The following is a 20,720-nucleotide window of genomic DNA, read 5'->3' on the forward strand; positions in this document are numbered from 1 at the left end:
ATTTATTTTTCAGCTTCTTCTTTTGTGTTATTTATTTTTTTCTGCCAAAATTTGATAAACGCGTGTCACATCAGATGGTGTTCCCCGTAATTCATAATCTGCCAAGAAAGGAAAGCCGAATCTTTGTGCGTATTGTTTGGCTGTCAGACAATATTGATTGTTGAAGTTTTTATTACCGCTACCGACTACACCAAGGCAAAGTTTATGATTGTCTTCGTATTCCAGATATTCGCGCATCGTTTCGGTCAAGATTTCTGTGTCACCGTTGTCTAACCCATTCCCGCCGTCTAAATAAGTAGGAACGAAAGTAAAAAATGGTTCTGTTTCTTTCGTAAAATCACTATTTTCATGGATTTCTTTTAAAGTAACTTCAGGATTGACAGGATCTTCTGCATGCATTTTTTCAGCATATTCTGCTAGATGTTTGGCAAAAGCACGCGTATTTCCTGAAATCGATATATATAAAATGTTCATGGATCATCCCCCAATTCTTTCCCTTTAGTATAGCATCTTTTTAAGTTTTTTGGTGGTGTAATTTGGAAAGGGACTAGGCGCTTTGCTTGTATAATGAGAAAAAAGTCGGTAGAATTATATTTCTATTAAAGTTTTTATTAATTAAGTAAAAATAAAAAAGGTTTGTTATACTTTTTGATAAAAGCGGTTTTACTTTGGAGGATGCTTACATGGATACAGAGCAACAGAAAAAAGGAATTGGTTTGATTCCACTTGCTGCCTTAGTGATTGGTTCAGCGATTGGAGGTGGCGTATTTGGTATTATGACGGACATCTCCGGATCGGCTGGTGGCCCAGCTATCTTCAGCTGGGTACTCGTAGGAACAGCAATGTTGATGCTCTCCTTATCGATCAATAATATCAATAAAAAACGTCCAGATTTAAAAGGCGGGATCTTTAGTTACGCAGAAGAAGGTTTTGGCCGTTTCGCTGGTTTTATCAGCGGTTGGGGTTACTGGCTCACATGCTGGTTAGGAAACGTGGCGTTCGCAACATTGTTGATGAGTGCATTAGGTTATTTCTTCCCCGTATTCGAAGGTGGTCAAAATGTGGCATCGATCGTGATGAGTACGATCTTCTTATGGGGATATGCATGGCTAGTGAATCGTGGAGTTGAAAATGCTAGCTTTGTCAATGCTATCGTCACATTTTGTAAATTAGTGCCATTATTTTTATTTATTGTAGTAGCTATCAGCACCTTTTCGATCCAACAATTCATTAATAACTTTTCTAGCGATATCATATTGAATGCGAATGGGCAGCCGATCCCGTTTTCTAGTCAAGTATTGAGTTGCATCATGGTGATGCTCTGGGTATTCGTTGGTATTGAAGGAGCTTCTGTCGTAGGTTCACGAGCAAAAAAACAATCGGATGTTGGGAAAGCAACGATTCTAGGAATATTCGGTTTGATCATTATTTACGTCTTGGTTTCCATGCTTCCATATGGCACAATGACGATGAATCAGCTGCAAACGATCAAAGCGCAACCTGCTATGGGATATGTATTTGAAATGATGGTTGGTAAATGGGGGGCGGTCGTGATCAACGGCGGTTTGATCATTTCTTTAGTTGGGGTTTGGCTCTCATGGACAATCTTGCCGATTGAAACAATGGGGAATATGGCTGAGGACGGACTTTTGCCTAAAGCATGGGGAAAACTCAACAAAAATGGGGCACCAACTTATGCTATCGTATTGACGACGTTATGTACGAATGTCTTTTTACTTTCATTATTATTCACTGACAGTGCATATAACTTTGCTTATACACTTGGTACAGCAGCGATTTTCTTCACGTGGCTTTTCTTAGGGCTGTACCAAATGAAGCTTTCTTATCAGCGGAAAGAGTGGGTCCAATTTTTAGTAGGGTTTTTAGCAAGTGCTTTTCAAGTATGGGCCATGCTAGTTGTAGCCTTTAATGAAGTGATGCTTGTTCTTGTTCTTTTCTTACCAGGTATTTATTTTTACCTCAAAGCACGTAAAGAACAAAACGAACCTGTACAACATATCCACTTAGATAAGATTTTACTTATCGGTGTGACGATGGTCGGAGTAATCGCAATGGTTTTATTTGCCACTGGGATGCTTCACGTATAGAAGTATAAAGAGAGGCTGTGAAGCCTGTGGTTTATTCAAAAAAGAAGCGGTGACAACATTCGTGTCATCGCTTCTTTTTTTGAATAAATGGTGTTCAAGAAGTAGCTTCTTCTAAAAATAAGCCGAAATTTCTTGAAACTGGCCACTTCTGTCACAACTTCTTTGTTAATGAACCATCATACATTTTTTCGCTTGAATACGAGGTATCCCAATGCTAAGAACAAAGCAATGTAAGCTAAATTGCCAAACAGCATTTGATTAGTAGAAAGATGAGTCAATTGCTTCATAATCTCTTCGTTGCCAATTTGGTTTTGCAGATTCAGCATACTGATTGGATTCCATTTGATCCACTCCCATTTTTGAATGAGTGCGATGAGGATACCAGATATGATTGATGAAGCAAAATAAAAGACGATCCCTGCTGAGATGGAGGCACCGGAACTATTGATAAAACAAGCAATCATCAACACTAAACTTAAAATTAGCCATAAACCGATATAACTACCCAAAGTATAAGTGAATAAGCTTTGGATCAGTGTCTGACCAGTAGAAATCTTCTCCGTAAAGGAAATCGAAGGGAAAAGGATCAGTTTCATCAACACGGTGACAATAATAGCTAAAAGGTATAAATAAATAGAATAAATAACTAATGTGATCCATTTACTTACTAATATTTCTCCTCGAGAATACTTTCGATAAAGGAGATTTTTCAATGTACCATATTGTGATTCCATTGAAATGATCGTACTTGCAGCAGCAATCATGATAAAGACAATCCAAGATGTGGCACTGAAAAGCTGAGCAGTCATTTCAACTGGATCAATGATCGTCGTGTATTTTTTGGCTAGAAGTGCTGTTCCTATGAGCAAAGCAACTAATAGAACAGATAAAACAGCAGTTGACTTTTTCTTGATCAATTTAAATAATTCTTGTTTTATAAGCAATGTCATTTTTCTTCTTCCCCCTTTACTGAATCCAGAATTTCCAATAGGGAAGATTCCAAATCATTCGTCAGATGCTGGACATCTGTCACATGGACATTTTCTGCAGACAATAACTGGATAACAGTTCCTAATAACTCTTCGTTTTCTTTTAGAAGCTTGATTTTATCAGGATCTTCCAAGGGATATCCAGCGTCTGTCAAGATCGTTCGAGCAGCTTGATCATTTGTCGTAGAGATAACGATGAAATCTTGCGCTGTTTGGTTCAATTCAGCCATTGTACATTGTTTGATGATTTTTCCTTGATTGATCAGGATCAGCTCATCGACCATTTTTTCAAGCTCGCTGAGTAAGTGACTGGAGATCAAGAAAGAGGTGCCCTGAGTAGCCAAGTCGGTAATGATTTTTCGCACATCTCTTGTTGCTTGTGGATCCAAACCGTTCATCGGCTCATCTAAAATAACGATAGACGGATGGTTCAGTAAGGCAAGAGCAATTCCCAATTTTTGTTTCATTCCCAGCGAGTAGGATTTCGCTTTTTTGTGAATGTATTTTTCCATCTTGAGCTGTTTCACGATAGTGTCGATAGCAGATACATCGTTTGTTTCAGAGAATAACTTCAGATGATCATAACCTGTTAAGAATGGATAGATACCCGGATATTCGATCAATGCTCCTACTTGTTCTAATCCTTTATGACTAGAGGGAGAAATCTCATTTTCACCAATACGGATCGTTCCTTCTGAGTAATGGATCAGTCCTAAAATAGCTTTCATGATCGTTGTTTTTCCAGCGCCATTAGGACCTACTAATCCAACGATTTTGCCAGGAGATAAGCTAAAACTGACATCGCTGAGGGCTTGTTTGTGACCAAAGTTCTTGGATAATTCTTGGACCGAAAGACTTTTCAAAAATATTCACTCCTTTTCTATAGATAGTACAAGCATACACCTGATGAGTAGAGAAGTCGCTAGGTCATTAGTCTTATTTTCTTGTTTTTTCATAGAAAGAGGAATATCAAATAAAAAGCCCCGCTTTTTCTGATCAGTCCTTGTCTGCTTGTCTAAGTATCTAGTGACCGCTAGTGATTTTGATGCCAATGATGCTGATGAGCAGCAACCCGACAAAGAACCAAGTGGAAAGATTCAGCTTATCATGAAACAAGACCACACCAATAATGACCGAACCAACCGCGCCAATCCCTGTCCAAATAGGATAAGAGAGACTCATAGGCAAACTTTTGATTGCCTTTGACAAAAAGTAAAAACTAGCAATCATTCCAATCACTGTGTAGAAAGAATAATTGACTTTGGAAAAACCATCACTCCATTTCATCATCGTTGACCAGAATACTTCCAAAATCCCTGCTATGATTAATTCCATCCATGCCATACTTACATTCCTCCTTAACTATAAAAAAATACACAAAAAGAGGAAAATCATCCCTTCAAAGACCTAATGGAATGATCATCCTCTTTATCCTACCCGGTGGCAGATCGTATATCTTTTTCTGTAGTATAGCACACCTACCAAGTTATCGGCAATCTGATTCTTCTTAGTAAGGTGCATCAAGCATCGATGGATACATCATTAGCGGAAAAGAAAATAAATGCTTTTCAACAGCATAGAACTAATCTGTTATTTATAAATCATTTAAAAAAACGGTAACTGTTCCTTATTTTTATTTATTATCAAGCATTAGATTGAAAAAAGCTTTATCTTACAATAAGTAAGGTGAATTATATAATAAAAAAATAACGAAAAATATTTAAAAATAGTGTCTATTTCGTAAGAAAACAGCTATATTTTTTATGTGTTTTGCATTATAATTAAAAAAATATTGTCATTTTATGGAGGAAAATACATGGAAAATTATCTTAGCCTTTTAGGCGTCTTGATCGTTATTCTCGGGTTCGCATTTAAATTAGACTCGATATTGATCGTAATGGTTGCTTTAGTTGTGACAGCTTTGACTGGCGGTCTTGGCATTCAAGGAATGTTAGAACTTTTAGGCACAAGTTTTGTGAACAATCGTGGGATGGCGATTTTCATCATCATTATGTTGGCGACAGGAACACTTGAAAGAAATGGTCTGAAAGAATCAGCGGCTTCCTTGATCAAGCGATTCAAAAAAGTATCTGCTGGCATGATCGTAGATATTTATGGGATCTTTCGAATGATCTTTGCAGCTTTTAACGTGAGTTTTGGTGGAGTTGCTGGATTTGTTCGTCCGATCATTCTACCTATGGCATTGGGGACCATCGAATCAAAAGGGTTAGAAGTCCATCCGAAGCATGAAGAAGAACTAAAAGGGATGGCTTCGGCTATGGAAAATGTCTGCTGGTTCTTTGGACAAGTACTGTTCATCGGAGGAGCAGGGGCATTGCTAGTCCAATCCACATTGAAAGATCTAGGATATGACGTAACATTGGGACAGCTTGCTTTAGTGGAAGTTCCAGTGGCCATTACAGCTTTAGTCGTGGCAAGTGTCTACTTCTATCTTAAAGAAAAGAAGCTAGCGAAGAAATATTATTCAGGAAAGGGGCAATAAGATGGACTTTTTTACAAATCCTGATATTTTGTTAGGCGATAAATTATTGGAGATCCTTTATATCGTGATGGGACTTGTGTTGATTTACACTGGAGTAAGAAACTTAACAGATCAAACCAATCCTCATCGTTACGGCTCAGCCTTTTTCTGGACGGTTTTAGGGGTAGTTATTGCAGGAGGAAGATGGCTTCCGGCAATCGTGAACGGCGGCTTGATCTTTGCGATGACCATACCCGCGATTGCTAAGAGAGTCAGCAAAGGAGAAAGTCGGCTTCCATCAAAAGCATATATGGAAAAAATGTCAGACAAACTAGGAATGAAAATATTTATTCCAGCTTTGAGTATCGGTGTCTTTGCGATTTTGTTTGCTTTATTCACCAATTTAGGTGCTTTAGTCGGTGTGGGTGTCGGTGTTTTTGCGGCTATGCTGATCTTGATGTTCTTTTCTCGAGATAATCGCCCAAGCACATTTTTAGATGACGCAGCAGATATGCTGGGTACAGTAGGGCCGTTAAGTATGTTGCCCATGCTTTTAGCTTCTCTTGGTGCGGTATTTACAAGTGCCGGAGTTGGAACAGTGATTTCCAATGCCGTAGGTACGATCGTTCCAGAAGGAAATGTGAACATCGGTATCATCATTTACGCTCTTGGCATGGTGATATTTACGGTAATCATGGGGAATGCATTTGCGGCTATCACCGTGATGACGGTTGGTATCGGTGCACCATTCGTATTTAGCCATGGAGCGAATCCAGCGTTAATAGGAATGGTCGCGTTGACTTGCGGTTTTTGTGGAACCTTGCTGACACCAATGGCTGCTAACTTCAATATCGTGCCAGTGGCGATGTTGGAAATGAAAGATAAATACGGTGTGATCAAAAATCAACTTTTCATTGCTTTGTTCATGCTTGTTTTCCAAATTGCTTACATGATTTTATTTAAATAAAAAAAGAGGTTGGGACAGAAGTGGTCAGCTTCAAGAAATAAGAAGGAATTGACGAAAATGGCTTCTCAAATTTTTGTGGAATTTCGGCTTATTTTTCGAAGAAGCTACTTCTGGAACACCATTTATTCGGAAAAAGGAGGTGTGACACTAGTCACACCCCCTTTTTGTTTTTCTAATACTCAGGTCAGAGCGCTGATTTCACAACCTCTTTTTTTAGTTTCCTGCCACGAATCTATCGAAAAAGAGCGTGGACTTTTTTCGATGATATAAGGATCATGGGTCACAACGATAACTGTTTTCCCCGCGCGATGCTGTTGGAATAGCAGATCCAAGATATGGTTACGGTTCTCGTTATCTAAAGAGCCAGTGGGTTCATCTGCTAGGATCAGTTCTTTGTCTTCTAGTAGGAGTTTGGCAAAAGCTAGGCGTTGCTTTTCTCCGCCAGAAAGACGATAAACTTTTGTTTTCAATGGATAGTCTAAGGAAACCTTGGCAAGAGCTTCTTGCTGCAGCTTGATTTTTTCTCTTCGTCTGGTCTTTCGATAGATGAAGGGGATGTTCAAATTGTCCATGATCGTTTCATCTTCGATCAATCCATGATTTTGGAAAAGATAGGAGATTTTATTTCTCCGTAGTAAAAGAGCTGCTTTGCTGTTGATTTTCGGCGCACTTTTTCCAAAGAGCGAGACCGTTCCTTCATCGAATGAATCAATGAGTCCCAAAAGATTCAATAGGGTGGATTTTCCTGCACCGCTTTTTCCGTGGATCGTCCAAAATTCTCCTTGATCGATCGACAAAGAGACAGCATCCAGGACAAGTTTTTGTTTGTAGGTTTTCGTTACATAATCTAATTGGATGAGAGGCATCAGACTATCATTCTCCTTTTAATATAGTTGCTTTTTCTTTTCTTTCCAAACGGTGCAAGGTGAAGAAAATCATTCCTATCTCTAAGATAGAAAAAAGAATCAGACTCTGGATCCAAGCAAAAGGCGCATCCATGAAAGTCGTATATAAAACCAATGCACCATATTGTATGAAAAACGGCAAGAAAATCATACGATAAGTTTTGATCATGGAAATACCATTCAATCGCCAAATCGTATATTTCTGCTTTTTGATCTTCAAAGAAATCAGCACGAGATAAGCAATCATCGTGATCAAAAGATAAAGAGCGAAGAGAATTTCCAGACTATGTCGTTTGATTTCACCAATTTGTCTTTGTAAATCTACTTTTTTGATTTTTGAAAGCGGGGTGAGCGCTGGATAGTTGTCCAATAAATAATTTTCTTCCAGTACTTTTTTGATGGGTTCGAATGTTTTCTCGACCGATTGAGTGATAGGAACTTTGACTGGGTCGAAATATCCACCACCAGTAATGATTTGTCGGAGGTTTCCCGCACTGTTGTTTCTTGTTTGGACTTCGATGACATTCGGATAGTGAATGATTTCTTCATCTGGGTGAAATGTATGGATCTCTTGTTTGGACCGGGTGAGATAAAAATCAGCTTGTGATTCATCCAGAAAGTAGCCATGCAAATAATGTTCTTTGATTTCTTGGAACTGATTCTCCAATCTTTCCGGTACTAAAAAGACACGTTGGGTTTCCTCGGGAGAGATCGTTATTTTTTGTCCAGTTACGCTGATGATCGGGTATTTTTGCAAATAATTGACATTTACACAAATTTTGCGGTTGATTTCTTTTTCTTCCATAAAGTAACTGACTGTACCAATCAGCAGCATCCCGTTTTCTTCTAGATGTTGATACAAGCGGTCTTGTTGGATACTTAATACATTGTTTTCGATACTGATGACTTCATGGTTGTTTTTTCCTGAATAGGTATTATAAAATACTGCATACTCAGAAAATTCATCCGGATAGGTAGAAGGACTAAGTGATAGATTGACCAGTTCGACAACAGTAAGGACGCTGGCTAAGCACCAGACAAATGCGATTGTCTTAAAGAGATAAAGTGAAAAAATAAAGGTTCTGGCATATGATCTCCTATTGAGTTTTTCAGCAAAAGAAGTGGAACATAAGAAATAAACGACACACAGCGAGCTAACGACAGATACGGCAAAAAAAGCCGCTTGGTAGCCCATGTTCGAAAGAAAGATCGATGGATCGAAGATTAATTGAGCAAAACAACACGATGCGAATAGGAAGAGCAGTTGTTTTAGCAGTACTTTATACAAGATCGTCGCACAAGAAAGTCCGTTCAATCGTAGGATCGATAACTTTCTTGCATTGTCGAATAGCCATAGAGCGGTAAATAACAGGAAGAAGACTAGACTGATACTAATCAAATTCCTCACAGGACGAAAATCAAGCAACATGATGGTTTCTGAATAATCTGTATATTGAAAATCCTGCACCGTGAATGAAGGTTGATAGAGTTCATTATACTTAGTCGTCAAGCTTTTGATGAACGCGGATACCTGCTCTGTATTTTGGCTTTCTACAAATTTCGTTGCTTCTTTAAAGGAAGGCAGCTCTATCAATGGATGATTGTTGAACGAAGCATAATTGATCGTATAGTGTTGAGTTAAGAGGTGCTTTGCTGAAGGTTGATTCAGCAGCGTTCTCAAATCAGGCTCATTGGAAAAATAGTCGATCACGACTAAATCAACACTTGGGTCAGGCTTTCCGTTCGTGATTTTGGGTGTGAAATTTGTTTCACGAAAAAGTACGTTCAACTGTTCTTCTTCTGCCGTTTCGAGCAAAATGGACAGGTTTCTCGAAAAATTTTGTCGATCGTCTTGGATCGTTCGAGGTAGATCGAACGATCGGTATTGTTCAGGAAGCGAATAGCTGTCGGCGATGATTCTTTCTTGTGCCACCTCTTGGACATAAAAGAAAATCATAAATGAAAGGATAGAAAAAAGGACGAATAAATTCAACCGAATAAGTTTATTGTTCATGAAATGTGATCCTTTACTGTTAAAATAAGTAGCAATTTTTTAATGATGTCTGATGAAAACATCAGTGTAGTTACTTAAAGATGGATTACCACCAGCCGTAATACGCTAAGCCTGTGTGTTTGCTATCACCTACTACAGTGGCATAGACATACATGTTACGGTCAGCATAAGCAGTATATCTTCTACCTCCAACCACTGCTGTTGCATAGTGGAATTTATCATAATGATTGAAATTTGACCAAGCGCGTTTTTGTCCTATTGGCATAACAGGCCAACTATGTGTCCCGTATGTCCAATGTCCGCGGTGGATATGGACAGATCCTCTACTTTCTAAAGGGGCATCCGTTATGAGAGAGGGATCTGTCGTGCCAATCACTTTCCCGCTATCATCCAAAATGACCCCGCCTGATCGAGGCATTTGCTCGGTTATCCGTATTTCGTTTTTTGAGTCTGTGACTGTGTCAGCATGTGCTTCTGCTTGCACCATGCTAATGACGGTACTTCCTAAAAGAAGACCTATTTTGCAAAATAATGTTATTTTTTCATTTTTTACTTCCTTTCTTCGATAAATGGTATAGGTGATATTTTCCTCAGATTATCTTTATTTTATAGTAAAATAATCCGCTTTCAAAGTAGTGGAACACTATTTTTTTATAAGAATATATTAAGTTTGCTATGTTATGTTATTTAAACTCTTCTTTCCTTTATTTACGCTGTTCAAAGAAAATGGTAAGATAAAAGATAACCATATGTTAAATCAATTGGACGGAGGAACAACAGATGAAAGTACTAGTAACAGGTTTTGATCCATTTGGTGGGGATAAAGTGAATCCAGCCTATGAAGCAGTAAAGAAAATGCCAGATGAAATCAGCGGTGCTGAAATCATCAAAGTGGAAGTACCGACCGTATTCGAAAAAAGCAGTCAAGTAGTCAAAGAAGCCATCCAACAGCACCAACCAGATGTCGTGATCTGTGTCGGACAAGCAGGCGGACGGTCAGCAGTCTCGTTCGAACGTGTCGCAATCAATCTAGCAGAAGCAAGAATTCCTGATAATGAAGGAAATCAGCCATTTGATACGGCTTTAGAAGAAAACGGTCCAGCCGCTTACTTTACTTCATTGCCAATCAAAGCAATGACAAAAAATGTACAAGATCATGGTCTACCAGCGTACATCTCTTATACAGCAGGAACATTTGTCTGCAACGATATCATGTATCGTTTGCTTCATTTGATCGAAACGCAATTCCCTGCAATTCGCGGTGGGTTCATCCACGTACCATTCTCACCAGATCAAGTGATCGATCGTCCAGTGGGAACACCTTCTATGTCTCTGGAAGACATTGCTTCTTCTTTGACTTATGCAGTTGAAGCAGCAGTAGAAAATAAAGAAGATATTTCCGGGAATGCCGGAACAACTCACTAATTTAGCAAGAAACACTGGCTGGTTGCTAACGTTATGTTAGTAGCCAGCTTTTTGTAATTAGAAAGGAAAGAAATAGCCGTGGAAGAATGGCAATCCGTCTTTGAAGAATGGTTTCCAAAAGAAATCAACAAAAGCTATCCTATTAAGATCTCTAAACAATACACAAGCAGTCAACGTTGGGAGATCTATGCAAAATTAACAAAAAAACAGCGGGAACTAGTCGATAAGCACCGCCGATATCTAATCAGCTCTCGTTTTATGGAAGAACATTATTTGGCCGCAACAGATTGGGTGTTTTCTGACTTCAAGATCAATCCGTTTTTTCGAACAAAACGAAGCCAGCAAAAATTGTATTGCGAATGTGGGAGAGAATTAAAAGTGCAATATATCGTCAAATCGCCAAAAACCGGAAAGACCCTAAAGCTAGGTATCAACCACTTTGCCGATCACCTGCATGTTTCTCCGACAGTAGCAGCTTCGATCCATCAGGGAATGACAAAAGTCGATCTGGCCTTAGATGAATTATTATGGCTTAAGCAAAAGAATATCGATTTTCCTGAAGAACTATGGCAAAAATACTGTTTTGTCCTGTACCAAAATCGACGGATGAAACAGCCGTATTTACCGGATATAAAATTAGCACAGCGTCTCGCAGAATTTCGCCAAGCAGAAATGCCGATTTACATAGCGGATTATCAAGCATTGGAAAATGAAATCAAGAAAATCAGTGAACACATCAATGGGCAGCCAAAAAAGCGACAGATAAAGAAAGAACTGTTTGACGACTTTGCAGAAGAATTAGTAAAGGATGTAGAAGAATTCTTGAACAACTATCGCACATTTTTACGTAAAGATTGGCAATCCATCGTTTATGAAGAAGTGCCAGCACATCCTAATGCTTATTTTGAAACGTTTATTTCCGCATTGAGAAAGACAAAACGTCAGCGAACACCAGAAGTCATTGCTCAGATAGAATATTTTGCGAAAAAACAACGGTTCATCCAACCAAAAATCTATCTATTTATTTGGAAGCAATATTGTCGCTATGGTTTTACGGAAGGATTCTTCGACAGCATTCCTCGGATAGTCAGAAATGGTTTTTTAAAAGTATTGCGTAAAGAACGAGAAGCCGTACAATCTGCTGATAAGAAAGAGCGCGCAGTCTCAAAAGAAAAATGGCAGCTAGTAGTGAAGGATATCCAATCTGGGAATGTACAAGAGACGATCGACAAATGGAAAGGGAAACATTATCGTTTTACTGAAGCGCAAAAACAAGCCTTAGAATATTATCAGAAGTTAGAAGAATCACTGCGTTTCAATGATGAGGCAAGAAAGTATCTGAAGGAATTACTATAAAAAATAGGCTTTCTCTCTATTTTTAGAGAGAAAGCCTATTTTTATGCGTGTTGTTGTGCGTTGTAGTATTCTTCTTCCATTTTTTGCATACGTTCACGTTCTTTTTGGTTATACCAAGGAGAAACGGTAAATGCAAGGACATCATTCAGCAAGTAAACAGAGCTGTTCACGAACATCGCCAAACTTGCAGATCCATGCGTAAATGAAATATACCAAAGGACCATTTGTGCAAGCCCTGAAGCTAACCACCAGTAATATTGGTTATTGTAACGCAAGAAACTGATGATACCAGCAGTCAAGCTAATGGAAAAAGCAATGGCATCTATCCATGGGCGAGGATCATCTGTATAACGACCAATCAGGAATCCTGAAACAAGATAGACAAGGAAAGTACTGACGATTGCGATAAACCAGCTTTTTCCAGTGAATTTTCGGATTTTTGAAGCCATATTATGATTCCATTCTTTACTTAACAATACGGGGATATCCAATGTGATCATATAAGCAATCTGTTCACCGATACTTAAATAGTTCTTTGCTGAAAATCCAACGATAATAAAACAAATCGCAGACAAAATACCTAAAATACCGTTGACTGATTTTGCCGCATTGATGGATAAAATACACAATACACCAAGCGTGGTACCGATAAATGTGATAACGGACAGCCAAGTGATGGGACTATTGACAAGAGTCATGACCTGACAGCCAAGACTGAAAAAGAAAAGATAATAATTTTGTTGCGGCCAGCCTTTTAGCTGATGAGCTAAAAACTGAAAATATGACTTCATGTATGAGGACTCCTTAAGACACTAAATGTAGTGTGTTCTGTATTTACTAACACAATCTATTGTATGCTTTTCTTGAAAAAAAACTAGTCTTTCAATTATAAATAATTTGTGTTATGATAATTTTCTGTTTGTTTTCTTGAAAATATAATTTCTTACTTTCATTTATTATATTGGGAACAGGAAGAGTGTCTTGGAGGACCTACTTTCTGTTTTTTTTTTGCCTTTTTTCTTATAAAAAGAAAAAACAGCTATTTTTTTCAAGCTGACACATTTACAATAGAGCTGGAGAAAAAGGTAGATACGAATTTAAACGAAGAATAGGAGTGCTTATATGAACCTTACAACGATCCATCATGTAGCCATCATTGTTTCAGATTATCAGAAATCACGTGATTTTTATGTTAATAAATTAGGATTTGAAGTAATCAGAGAAAACTACCGCAAAGAACGAGATGACTATAAATTAGATCTGAAACTAGGAAGTGCCGAATTGGAGATTTTTGGAATTGCCAATGCACCACAACGACCAAACTATCCAGAAGCTTGTGGCTTGCGTCATCTTGCTTTCAAAGTAGACGATATCGAAGAAACAATTGCAGAATTGTATTCCCTAGGGATCGAATCTGAACCGGTAAGAGAAGATACGTTTACAGGTAAAAAAATGACGTTTTTCTTTGATCCAGACGGGTTGCCGTTAGAACTACACGAATAAAGATAACAAAATTGTCACTTTTTTTTCGTTTCATTCGATTTTTCGTTCGTTCATTTCTTGATATTCTTTTAAAAAAAGAAACAGGAGAATGAAGAATGAAAAAAATGATGTTTGGTGCTGCTGCCCTCATCGTAATATTGATTACCGGTATGACAGGATTGCTCAGCGCCGCTTTTCACTTGGATGATATTAGTGATCAAGAATATCGGATCTCATTGAACGAAGCAGCAGCAATCGCTAAAAAAGAAACAAAAAAACATAATATATCTTCTATCCATTTTGCAGTGGAAAAAGAATTGGATAATCCTACGAATGCAACATATGAATACCAGTTTTTTTGTGAAGGACAAGTCATAGCAGTCAACCCGTCCACTGGGAAAGCAACTGTAAGGAATCATACAGAAAAAACAGCAGAACCTCTATTTGACATAGAAAAAACGGAAGAGTTCAAGCAACCGCAAGCAGCGATGAAGGAAGCAGTCAGCTACTACGGGAAAAAAGCAAAAGTGAAAGAGTGGGCGATTGTAGTTAAAGATGAACGACCGTATTATCAAGTCCAATTAATTGATGGAAAACAGACTCAACAGGTATGGATATCTGCATAGAAAAAGGCTATCGCTTCTCTTTTTTTCAATATAAGAGTAAGCTAAGAGGGTAAAGATGAAAGGAAGTTGAGATAACATGGAAAAAATGAAGTGCCCTAATTGCGGAAAAAAATTTGCATACGAAGAAGTCAATAATGTAGTCGAACATAATGATAAAGAAATGCCAATCGTCTGCCCTTATTGCCGAACTGAAGCGGCAAGAATCGTTACTCATGGTTATTTCATTACTGAAAAGATAGAAGATTTTTTAAAATAACGATTTTGCGATTTCTTTTTCTGCATGTTAGAATGGAGAAAAGGAGAGGAAACTATGATTCGTTTTGCGAGAAAAGAAGATGCTCCAGAAATCGCTCCATTGATCTTAGTAATTCTAAAAGACATGGAATTGCCATTTTTGAAGCAGACAGGGGAACAAAAGACTTTAGAGATTCTAGAAGAAGCCATCACTGATCCAAATTATCGCTACAGTTATTCACGAGGTATCGTAGAAGAAATAGACGGTAAAGTTGCAGGAGTTGCTTACGGTTATACAGATGAAGAAGAAGCCATCATCGATCAGCCGCTGGTACCTATCTTAGAAAAATATCAGTTAGATGCGTCTACACGTTTGTTCATTGATAAAGAAACGTTTCCCAATGAATGGTATTTGGATTCTATCAGTGTATCAGAAGATTTTAGAGGGCAAGGCATCGGTTCACGATTATTAGAAGCATTACCTAAATTGGCGAAGAAAGCGAATCGCTCCGTCATCGGACTAAGTGTGGATGAAAAAAATCCAAAGGCTAAAAAATTATACGAACGCCATGGCTTCAAAGTGGTCGGTCAGCGGATGATCAGTGGTCATCTTTATGATCATATGCAAAAGAATATCTAAAAAGATGTACCTGAAATGCGGAAATACGCATTTCAGGTACATCTTTTTAACTTAAGTCAAGCCGATAAGAAACAGGCTTATCGCGACTTTTGTCTTTACGGTAAAGCCAGTAATCTAAAACCGCAGCAATACAAATACAAATAGGAGCATCTTCATCATTTGAGATATCCAGTACATAGTAATCTCCTGAAAAAAGCGTAGCTTTATCCATCTTCATGATTTGTTGATTGAAATGGTGGATTTGATATTGATGATTATAGATATCACCTTGGACTGTCCAGTGAAGCCTACGAATATAATAAAAATCACCGGGCCAATTGAATATTTTCTGCATGGTTCCCACTTTTTCGAACTCCTTATACAGCTCAAAACGCGTACCGAATGTCAGGCTTATTTGCTTGATGTGGGCAACAAGATCGCCATTCATGGCATAAAGAGACAACGCATCGCCCTTTGTTCCCCAACGACCAACCATCAAAAACAGGGAATGCCCTTTTTCGTTTTTGACGATTGTCCGAGTCGCACGTCCAAGCTGTTTTTCCTGAATGAAAAATTCTGACATCTATATCCCTCTTTTCTAGATAAAACTATAAGTCTTCTGCAATCGCGCGCAATATGGCTTTTCCTACGCCAGATTCAAGGTTCGTGTCCGTTGTATATTTGGCATAATCTTTTACTTCGATTTCTGCATTTCCCATTGCAAAACTGACTCCAGCCACTTGCAGCATACTGACATCATTGAAATTATCACCAATCGTCATGACTTCTTCTAAAGAAATGCCACGCTCATGCGCGACGTGGGCAACGGCAATCCCTTTTTGAGCGTTTTTATGGTTCACTTCAATATTGTTTTGACCAGAAGAAGTGACAGCTAAATCACCTAAAAGAGAAATCTGCTTACCAACTGGTCCTAACACAGCAGGTCCTTCTGTATGAAAACAGATGATTTTCAAGACTTCCAGATTCTTTTCTTCCAAAATGGTACGAATACTGTCTACATATGTGATGTGCAACAACTCCAGCTTAGCTGAGGCCATGGCAATCGCCATTTTATACGTAAGGTGAGGTAAATGGGTAGCGACCATGGAAGCAAAGCTTTCGATCCGCTTCGCTTGATTTTCAGAATAAAGACCATCGTTGGTTGCTACTTCATAGTAAATACCGTTAGCGTCTAAAATATCCAAAACAGAGGTTGCTTGATTATTTGGGATGGATACGGTAAACAAGGAATTTCCTTCTTTATCAAATACCTGTGCCCCGTTCAAAGTGATCATCGCACAATCGATTCCTACTTCATCCAAAGCGGCGCGAGCTTCTTGGTAGTTTCGTCCAGTAGCGACCATGAACTCAACGCCGGCATCGTTTGCAAAACGTATCGCTTCGGCATTTTCAGGAGAAACACTCATATGGGCATCTAATAATGTGCCATCCATATCTGATGCAATTAATTTGATCATAATGATTATCGTTCCTTTCTGCTTCTTGTTCCTAGTTTACCATATTAATCAAGTGCTGAGGGGGGAAGATTGTCCCTTGTGATTGAAGAAAATGTGAGTTATTCTTTTTATTAGGAGGTGGAGGTTTTGAAAGAAATCATTCATAACAGTTGGCAAGAAGTTTTGTCCTCAGAATTTTCAAAAGATTATTATCTGCATCTAAGAGAATTTTTAAAGAAAGAATATGCGACCCAAAAGATCCATCCAGATATGTATCATATCTATGAAGCGTTGGAATTGACTCCTTATGAAGAAGTCAAAGTAGTGATTTTAGGACAAGATCCTTATCATGGAGAAAACCAAGCTCATGGATTATCTTTTTCTGTGCAGCCCGGCGTGAAGATCCCGCCATCTTTAAGAAATATCTACAAAGAGCTTCATGATGATCTTGGTATCGTACCTGTTCAACATGGAAACCTAGTGTCATGGGCTAAACAGGGAGTCCTCTTACTCAACACTGTTCTTACTGTTCGGGAAGGGCAAGCTTATTCACATCGCGGGAAAGGTTGGGAAAGATTAACAGACACGATCATTGAAAAATTAAATGAACGAGAAAAACCAATCGTGTTTATCTTGTGGGGAAAACCGGCGCAAGAAAAAATCAAAATGATCGATAAGAGCCGTCATATCATCATTACATCTCCACATCCGAGTCCGCTATCCGCAAGTCGTGGCTTTTTTGGTTCCAAACCCTTCTCGAAAACGAATGATGCACTCCTTGCGTTAGGAGAAGAACCGATTGATTGGCAACTGCCTGAAACAGTGTAATAAAACAGCGCTTTCCTGTTATAGCGCAGTTTGCCATATATGTGAAAAACTTCATTTTTCCGGCATTTTTGACTGATACAGATAAAATAAACTGTTCTTTTTTTATGGAATAGTGTATGATAATACATATAAAAACGTCTGGAGGTCATCTTGTGGAATTGTTTGATAGTTTAAGATTTAAGATTGTTCGCCGTGGGATCAAAATCGTTTTCCCGGAAGCTACTGATGCTCGAATTTTAGGTGCAGCTGCCCGGTTGAAAGCAGAAGAACTGGTGGAACCCATTTTAGTAGGAAACGAAGAAGAAATAAGAAATGCAGCACATGCCAGAGGAATCAAAACATCTAGCTTTACGATCATTAGTCCTGATACTTATGATAAGTGGGATGAAATGGTAGATGCATTTGTCGAACGTAGAAATGGAAAGGCATCCAAAGAACAAGCAGAAAAGATTTTAAAAGATGTGAATTACTTTGGTACGATGCTTACGTATATGGGTGTTGCAGACGGCATGGTCTCTGGAGCAATCCATTCGACGGGCGACACTGTTCGTCCAGCACTCCAAATCATCAAAACAAAACCTGGTGTCAGTCGGACAAGTGGTGCGATGATCATGGTACGTGGAAGAGACCAAGAAAAATACGTCTTTTCTGATTGTGCAATCAATGTGAATCCAACTGCACAAGAATTGGCAGAAATCGCTGTAGATTCTGCAAAAACAGCTGAACTGTTCGATATCGAACCAAAAGTGGCGATGATGAGCTTCTCGACAAAAGGTTCAGCGAAATCGCCAGAAGTAGACAAAGTAGTTGAAGCCACTAAAATCGCTAAAAAACTAGCACCACAATATTTGATCGACGGCGAATTGCAATTTGATGCTTCTTATGTTCCTTCAGTTGCACAACTGAAAGCGCCAGATTCAGAAGTAGCTGGTCAAGCAACAGTCTTTGTATTTCCAGAATTGCAATCAGGAAATATTGGCTATAAAATTGCTCAACGTTTTGGTAACTTTGAAGCAATCGGACCAATCTTGCAAGGTTTGAACAAACCGGTTTCTGATTTGTCTCGTGGGGCAAATGAAGAAGACGTATATAAATTATCGATTATCACAGCAGCACAAACATTGATTGATTAACAAATACACATGGACTAGTCCAAAAACGGCAGCTGCTGTTCTTGGCTAGTTCGTTTTTTTCTTTAAAAAAACTTCATTACGCGATATACTGGCAAAAAGAAAGAAGAGCGGGAGAAGATGAAAAATGATCGAACTATCAGGATTAACAATGACAGAACAATTTGCAGAGGCAATTGGTCATTCCGCCATGCCAGGTGATAATCTGATATTGACTGGTGATCTAGGTGCGGGTAAAACAACATTGACGAAAGGTATCGCCCAAGGACTGGGAATAACGCAAATGATCAAAAGTCCGACATACACGATTATTAGAGAATATAATCAAGGCAGGATTCCGTTGTATCACATGGATATTTATCGGGTAGCAGCTAGCGGAGCTGACTTAGGGTTAGATGAATATTTTGAAGGAGATGGGCTTTCCGTTGTCGAATGGGGAAACCTATTAGAAGAAGCACTGCCAGAAGATTATTTGGAACTGATTTTAGAAAAAAGTGATACAGATTTAGAAAAGCGTTATGTGAAATTAATCTCATATGGTGAACAAAGTGAAACATTCAAACAGCGAATCCTAGAAAAATGGGTTGAAAACCATGAGTGAAGAAATTGGAATCATCTTGCGGGAAGCAGTGCCAGATGATGCAAAAGATATTCTTTCGATGATGGAACAAGTCAATAGCGAGACAGAATTTTTAGCTTTAGATGAAGCTGAACTTCTTTTACCCCCAGAAACTTTATCAGAAGAGTTGAGTTATATGTACGAAAGCAACAATAATTTATTGCTGCTTGCTATCAATGAGGGGACGATTGTTGGAACAGCATCAGTCAAAGCAGACAGTCAATTTCGTTTATCTCATGTGGGAGAAGTCGGTATCAGTATCCTGCAGGAATATTGGGGAATGGGACTAGGTACTCTTATGCTAGAAGAAATCATCAATTGGGCGAAGGAAATGGGTGTACTTTTTCGATTGGAGCTGGATGTTCAAGTTCGTAATGAAAGAGCCGTACACCTTTACCAGAAAATGGGTTTCCAAATCGAAGCGGTCATTCCTAGAGGGGCAAGAACAGATTTAGGTGAATTTTTAGATGTATATAAAATGAGTTATTTGATTGAATAGAAAAAATAAGAAAAGAGTTAAGAAACTGTCATCCTTTTGGGAAGGCAGAAAAACGTATGAATGGACTGTGACAAAAGTCGTGACGCAGTCCATTTTTTTGAATAAACGGTGTTCAATCAGCTGACCTTCGATATTCGCTCAAAAAACGGCAAAATATGAGGAACTATTTTGCCGTTTGTTTCTCTAATAATCAGGTCAAAACGCTGATTTCACAACCTCTTTGTGCGTTTCATAAGTAAATGATTGCTTTACTTTATAGTCACGAGTTTTTTCAATGGATCTGTCCCGAATTTTTTTTCTTGATAAAGCAGGATTTCCGCACACGCACGACTATCTTCCAATGCATCATGATGATGATCTAATTGGATGTTCAAATTTTCGCACACAGTGTTCAATCGATGATTTGGAAATTCAGGGAACAAGCGACGACTGCTTTTCACTGTACATAAAGAAAGATAATTAGGCTGTTCGAGGTGGTAATAATCTAAACAACCTGCTAAGACCTTTGTATCAAAAGCAGCATTATGTGCAACGACTAAAAGATTTTTTTGAAAATATGGTTGGATAGTTTGCCAGACTTCTGGAAATTTCGGCGCATTGCGTACGTCTTCTTGATGGATTCCGTGAATTTGGACGTTTCGCCAGAAAAAAGGAGTTTCAGGCTGTATCAATGTATAGAATTCATCGACGATTTGGCTGTTTTTTACCATGACTAACGCAAGAGAACAAGCGCTATAAGGCTGATGATTGGCAGTTTCAAAATCCATGGCAACAAAATTCATTTCTGTAAAACCTCCTTGGAAAATTACTGTAACATACTTTTGAAAAAAACAAATAGTTTTAACAAAAAACATAGGATTTTTTATGTAGTTTTTGTAGAGAAAAGCTATTTTTTGAACTCATTCCTTGCGACTCGGAGTTAGACGAGAGGATCATGACTTCTCGGTATCAGCTCACAAAACGGCAAAATATGAGGAACT

Annotated in this window: 24 protein-coding genes; 13 read left to right on the forward strand and 11 right to left on the reverse strand. The window is 38.5% G+C overall.

What is annotated here, in order from left to right:
• Positions 1-27: 27 nt before the first annotated feature.
• Positions 28-474 (reverse strand): class Ib ribonucleoside-diphosphate reductase assembly flavoprotein NrdI, encoded by a 447-nt coding sequence (gene nrdI / locus AC1F25_RS00855; protein ID WP_002308351.1) that lies wholly within the window; start codon positions 472-474, stop codon positions 28-30.
• Between the two features lie 209 nt (positions 475-683).
• Here nrdI and AC1F25_RS00860 point away from each other — a divergent pair, with 209 nt between their 5' ends.
• A complete protein-coding gene (locus AC1F25_RS00860; RefSeq protein WP_002306103.1) occupies positions 684-2,108 on the forward strand; it encodes a basic amino acid/polyamine antiporter in 1,425 nt (474 codons plus the stop codon).
• Between the two features lie 176 nt (positions 2,109-2,284).
• On the opposite strand, the gene AC1F25_RS00865 is transcribed toward AC1F25_RS00860, so the two are convergent.
• The 3 genes from AC1F25_RS00865 to AC1F25_RS00875 form a co-directional block, all read right to left on the reverse strand.
• Positions 2,285-3,058 carry an ABC transporter permease gene (locus tag AC1F25_RS00865; protein WP_002312143.1) on the reverse strand — a complete coding sequence of 258 codons (774 nt, stop codon included), beginning with the start codon at positions 3,056-3,058 and terminating at the stop codon, positions 2,285-2,287.
• Positions 3,055-3,960: an ABC transporter ATP-binding protein gene (locus tag AC1F25_RS00870; protein WP_002334911.1), complete on the reverse strand. Its 906-nt coding sequence runs from the start codon at positions 3,958-3,960 to the stop codon at positions 3,055-3,057. Before AC1F25_RS00870 ends, AC1F25_RS00865 begins: the two co-directional genes overlap by 4 nt.
• Positions 3,961-4,120: 160 nt before the next feature.
• A complete protein-coding gene (locus AC1F25_RS00875; protein WP_002308356.1) occupies positions 4,121-4,441 on the reverse strand; it encodes a DMT family transporter in 321 nt (106 codons plus the stop codon).
• A gap of 472 nt (positions 4,442-4,913) precedes the next feature.
• On the opposite strand from AC1F25_RS00875, the gene AC1F25_RS00880 reads away from it, so the two are divergent.
• Both AC1F25_RS00880 and AC1F25_RS00885 read left to right on the forward strand, forming a co-directional pair.
• A complete protein-coding gene (locus AC1F25_RS00880) occupies positions 4,914-5,600 on the forward strand; it encodes a DUF969 domain-containing protein (RefSeq protein WP_002308360.1) in 687 nt (228 codons plus the stop codon).
• A gap of 1 nt (position 5,601) precedes the next feature.
• The gene (locus AC1F25_RS00885; RefSeq protein WP_002308361.1) at positions 5,602-6,546 is read left to right on the forward strand and encodes a DUF979 domain-containing protein; all 945 of its coding nucleotides are present in this window, start codon (positions 5,602-5,604) and stop codon (positions 6,544-6,546) included.
• Between the two features lie 179 nt (positions 6,547-6,725).
• On the opposite strand, the gene AC1F25_RS00890 is transcribed toward AC1F25_RS00885, so the two are convergent.
• The 3 genes from AC1F25_RS00890 to AC1F25_RS00900 all read right to left on the reverse strand — a co-directional run bounded on the left by AC1F25_RS00890 (position 6,726) and on the right by AC1F25_RS00900 (position 9,952).
• A complete protein-coding gene (locus AC1F25_RS00890; protein ID WP_002312147.1) occupies positions 6,726-7,412 on the reverse strand; it encodes an ATP-binding cassette domain-containing protein in 687 nt (228 codons plus the stop codon).
• A 7-nt stretch (positions 7,413-7,419) separates the two neighbouring features.
• A complete protein-coding gene (locus AC1F25_RS00895) occupies positions 7,420-9,465 on the reverse strand; it encodes a bacteriocin-associated protein (protein ID WP_479994174.1) in 2,046 nt (681 codons plus the stop codon).
• A gap of 85 nt (positions 9,466-9,550) precedes the next feature.
• On the reverse strand, positions 9,551-9,952 hold the full coding sequence (locus AC1F25_RS00900) for a lactococcin 972 family bacteriocin (protein WP_479994175.1): 402 nt from the start codon (positions 9,950-9,952) through the stop codon (positions 9,551-9,553).
• 293 nt (positions 9,953-10,245) lie between these two features.
• Here AC1F25_RS00900 and pcp point away from each other — a divergent pair, with 293 nt between their 5' ends.
• Entirely contained in the window at positions 10,246-10,890 is a 645-nt protein-coding gene (gene pcp / locus AC1F25_RS00905; RefSeq protein ID WP_002287081.1) for a pyroglutamyl-peptidase I, read from the forward strand.
• A 78-nt stretch (positions 10,891-10,968) separates the two neighbouring features.
• Positions 10,969-12,246, forward strand: coding sequence for a hypothetical protein (locus AC1F25_RS00910; protein WP_002313428.1), 1,278 nt, complete (start codon positions 10,969-10,971; stop codon positions 12,244-12,246).
• A 41-nt stretch (positions 12,247-12,287) separates the two neighbouring features.
• Here AC1F25_RS00910 and pnuC read toward each other — a convergent pair whose 3' ends face one another.
• Entirely contained in the window at positions 12,288-13,037 is a 750-nt protein-coding gene (pnuC, locus tag AC1F25_RS00915; protein WP_002334906.1) for a nicotinamide riboside transporter PnuC, read from the reverse strand.
• Between the two features lie 331 nt (positions 13,038-13,368).
• Here pnuC and gloA2 point away from each other — a divergent pair, with 331 nt between their 5' ends.
• From gloA2 to AC1F25_RS00935, 4 genes are all read left to right on the forward strand, one after another.
• On the forward strand, positions 13,369-13,749 hold the full coding sequence (gene gloA2, locus AC1F25_RS00920) for an SMU1112c/YaeR family gloxylase I-like metalloprotein (protein ID WP_002308373.1): 381 nt from the start codon (positions 13,369-13,371) through the stop codon (positions 13,747-13,749).
• A 95-nt stretch (positions 13,750-13,844) separates the two neighbouring features.
• Entirely contained in the window at positions 13,845-14,354 is a 510-nt protein-coding gene (locus AC1F25_RS00925; protein WP_086306999.1) for a hypothetical protein, read from the forward strand.
• 76 nt (positions 14,355-14,430) lie between these two features.
• Positions 14,431-14,610 (forward strand): hypothetical protein, encoded by a 180-nt coding sequence (locus AC1F25_RS00930; RefSeq protein ID WP_002308376.1) that lies wholly within the window; start codon positions 14,431-14,433, stop codon positions 14,608-14,610.
• Between the two features lie 54 nt (positions 14,611-14,664).
• A complete protein-coding gene (locus AC1F25_RS00935; RefSeq protein WP_002320003.1) occupies positions 14,665-15,228 on the forward strand; it encodes a GNAT family N-acetyltransferase in 564 nt (187 codons plus the stop codon).
• Between the two features lie 46 nt (positions 15,229-15,274).
• Here the strand turns inward: AC1F25_RS00935 and AC1F25_RS00940 are convergent, their stop codons facing one another.
• Together AC1F25_RS00940 and AC1F25_RS00945 are read right to left on the reverse strand one after the other, a co-directional pair.
• On the reverse strand, positions 15,275-15,790 hold the full coding sequence (locus AC1F25_RS00940) for an LURP-one-related/scramblase family protein (protein ID WP_002313432.1): 516 nt from the start codon (positions 15,788-15,790) through the stop codon (positions 15,275-15,277).
• Positions 15,791-15,815: 25 nt separating this feature from the next.
• The gene (locus AC1F25_RS00945) at positions 15,816-16,685 is read right to left on the reverse strand and encodes a Cof-type HAD-IIB family hydrolase (protein ID WP_002312156.1); all 870 of its coding nucleotides are present in this window, start codon (positions 16,683-16,685) and stop codon (positions 15,816-15,818) included.
• A 126-nt stretch (positions 16,686-16,811) separates the two neighbouring features.
• Here AC1F25_RS00945 and AC1F25_RS00950 point away from each other — a divergent pair, with 126 nt between their 5' ends.
• The 4 genes from AC1F25_RS00950 (at position 16,812) to AC1F25_RS00965 (ending at position 19,740) form a co-directional block, all read left to right on the forward strand.
• Positions 16,812-17,492 (forward strand): uracil-DNA glycosylase, encoded by a 681-nt coding sequence (locus AC1F25_RS00950; protein WP_002308387.1) that lies wholly within the window; start codon positions 16,812-16,814, stop codon positions 17,490-17,492.
• Between the two features lie 152 nt (positions 17,493-17,644).
• On the forward strand, positions 17,645-18,625 hold the full coding sequence (pta, locus tag AC1F25_RS00955; RefSeq protein ID WP_002312157.1) for a phosphate acetyltransferase: 981 nt from the start codon (positions 17,645-17,647) through the stop codon (positions 18,623-18,625).
• Between the two features lie 124 nt (positions 18,626-18,749).
• Complete coding sequence (tsaE, locus tag AC1F25_RS00960) at positions 18,750-19,223, forward strand: tRNA (adenosine(37)-N6)-threonylcarbamoyltransferase complex ATPase subunit type 1 TsaE (protein ID WP_002308391.1); 474 nt, start codon at positions 18,750-18,752, stop codon at positions 19,221-19,223.
• Positions 19,216-19,740: a GNAT family N-acetyltransferase gene (locus tag AC1F25_RS00965; RefSeq protein ID WP_123830715.1), complete on the forward strand. Its 525-nt coding sequence runs from the start codon at positions 19,216-19,218 to the stop codon at positions 19,738-19,740. The genes tsaE and AC1F25_RS00965 overlap by 8 nt, the downstream gene beginning before the upstream one ends.
• Before the next feature lie 248 nt (positions 19,741-19,988).
• On the opposite strand, the gene AC1F25_RS00970 is transcribed toward AC1F25_RS00965, so the two are convergent.
• The gene (locus AC1F25_RS00970; RefSeq protein ID WP_002313434.1) at positions 19,989-20,522 is read right to left on the reverse strand and encodes a 3'-5' exonuclease; all 534 of its coding nucleotides are present in this window, start codon (positions 20,520-20,522) and stop codon (positions 19,989-19,991) included.
• Positions 20,523-20,720: the final 198 nt, after the last annotated feature.

The organism is Enterococcus sp. M-BR2 (genome assembly GCF_056612775.1).

Coding starts and splice junctions, on each gene's coding strand:
- nrdI (WP_002308351.1), bottom strand. CDS start 474: ATGAACATTTTATATATATCGATTTCAGGAAATACGCGTGCTTTTGCC.
- AC1F25_RS00860 (WP_002306103.1), top strand. CDS start 684: ATGGATACAGAGCAACAGAAAAAAGGAATTGGTTTGATTCCACTTGCT.
- AC1F25_RS00865 (WP_002312143.1), bottom strand. CDS start 3,058: ATGACATTGCTTATAAAACAAGAATTATTTAAATTGATCAAGAAAAAG.
- AC1F25_RS00875 (WP_002308356.1), bottom strand. CDS start 4,441: ATGGCATGGATGGAATTAATCATAGCAGGGATTTTGGAAGTATTCTGG.
- AC1F25_RS00880 (WP_002308360.1), top strand. CDS start 4,914: ATGGAAAATTATCTTAGCCTTTTAGGCGTCTTGATCGTTATTCTCGGG.
- AC1F25_RS00885 (WP_002308361.1), top strand. CDS start 5,602: ATGGACTTTTTTACAAATCCTGATATTTTGTTAGGCGATAAATTATTG.
- AC1F25_RS00890 (WP_002312147.1), bottom strand. CDS start 7,412: ATGCCTCTCATCCAATTAGATTATGTAACGAAAACCTACAAACAAAAA.
- AC1F25_RS00895 (WP_479994174.1), bottom strand. CDS start 9,465: ATGAACAATAAACTTATTCGGTTGAATTTATTCGTCCTTTTTTCTATC.
- AC1F25_RS00900 (WP_479994175.1), bottom strand. CDS start 9,952: ATGGTGCAAGCAGAAGCACATGCTGACACAGTCACAGACTCAAAAAAC.
- pcp (WP_002287081.1), top strand. CDS start 10,246: ATGAAAGTACTAGTAACAGGTTTTGATCCATTTGGTGGGGATAAAGTG.
- pnuC (WP_002334906.1), bottom strand. CDS start 13,037: ATGAAGTCATATTTTCAGTTTTTAGCTCATCAGCTAAAAGGCTGGCCG.
- gloA2 (WP_002308373.1), top strand. CDS start 13,369: ATGAACCTTACAACGATCCATCATGTAGCCATCATTGTTTCAGATTAT.
- AC1F25_RS00925 (WP_086306999.1), top strand. CDS start 13,845: ATGAAAAAAATGATGTTTGGTGCTGCTGCCCTCATCGTAATATTGATT.
- AC1F25_RS00930 (WP_002308376.1), top strand. CDS start 14,431: ATGGAAAAAATGAAGTGCCCTAATTGCGGAAAAAAATTTGCATACGAA.
- AC1F25_RS00935 (WP_002320003.1), top strand. CDS start 14,665: ATGATTCGTTTTGCGAGAAAAGAAGATGCTCCAGAAATCGCTCCATTG.
- AC1F25_RS00940 (WP_002313432.1), bottom strand. CDS start 15,790: ATGTCAGAATTTTTCATTCAGGAAAAACAGCTTGGACGTGCGACTCGG.
- AC1F25_RS00945 (WP_002312156.1), bottom strand. CDS start 16,685: ATGATCAAATTAATTGCATCAGATATGGATGGCACATTATTAGATGCC.
- tsaE (WP_002308391.1), top strand. CDS start 18,750: ATGATCGAACTATCAGGATTAACAATGACAGAACAATTTGCAGAGGCA.
- AC1F25_RS00965 (WP_123830715.1), top strand. CDS start 19,216: ATGAGTGAAGAAATTGGAATCATCTTGCGGGAAGCAGTGCCAGATGAT.
- AC1F25_RS00970 (WP_002313434.1), bottom strand. CDS start 20,522: ATGAATTTTGTTGCCATGGATTTTGAAACTGCCAATCATCAGCCTTAT.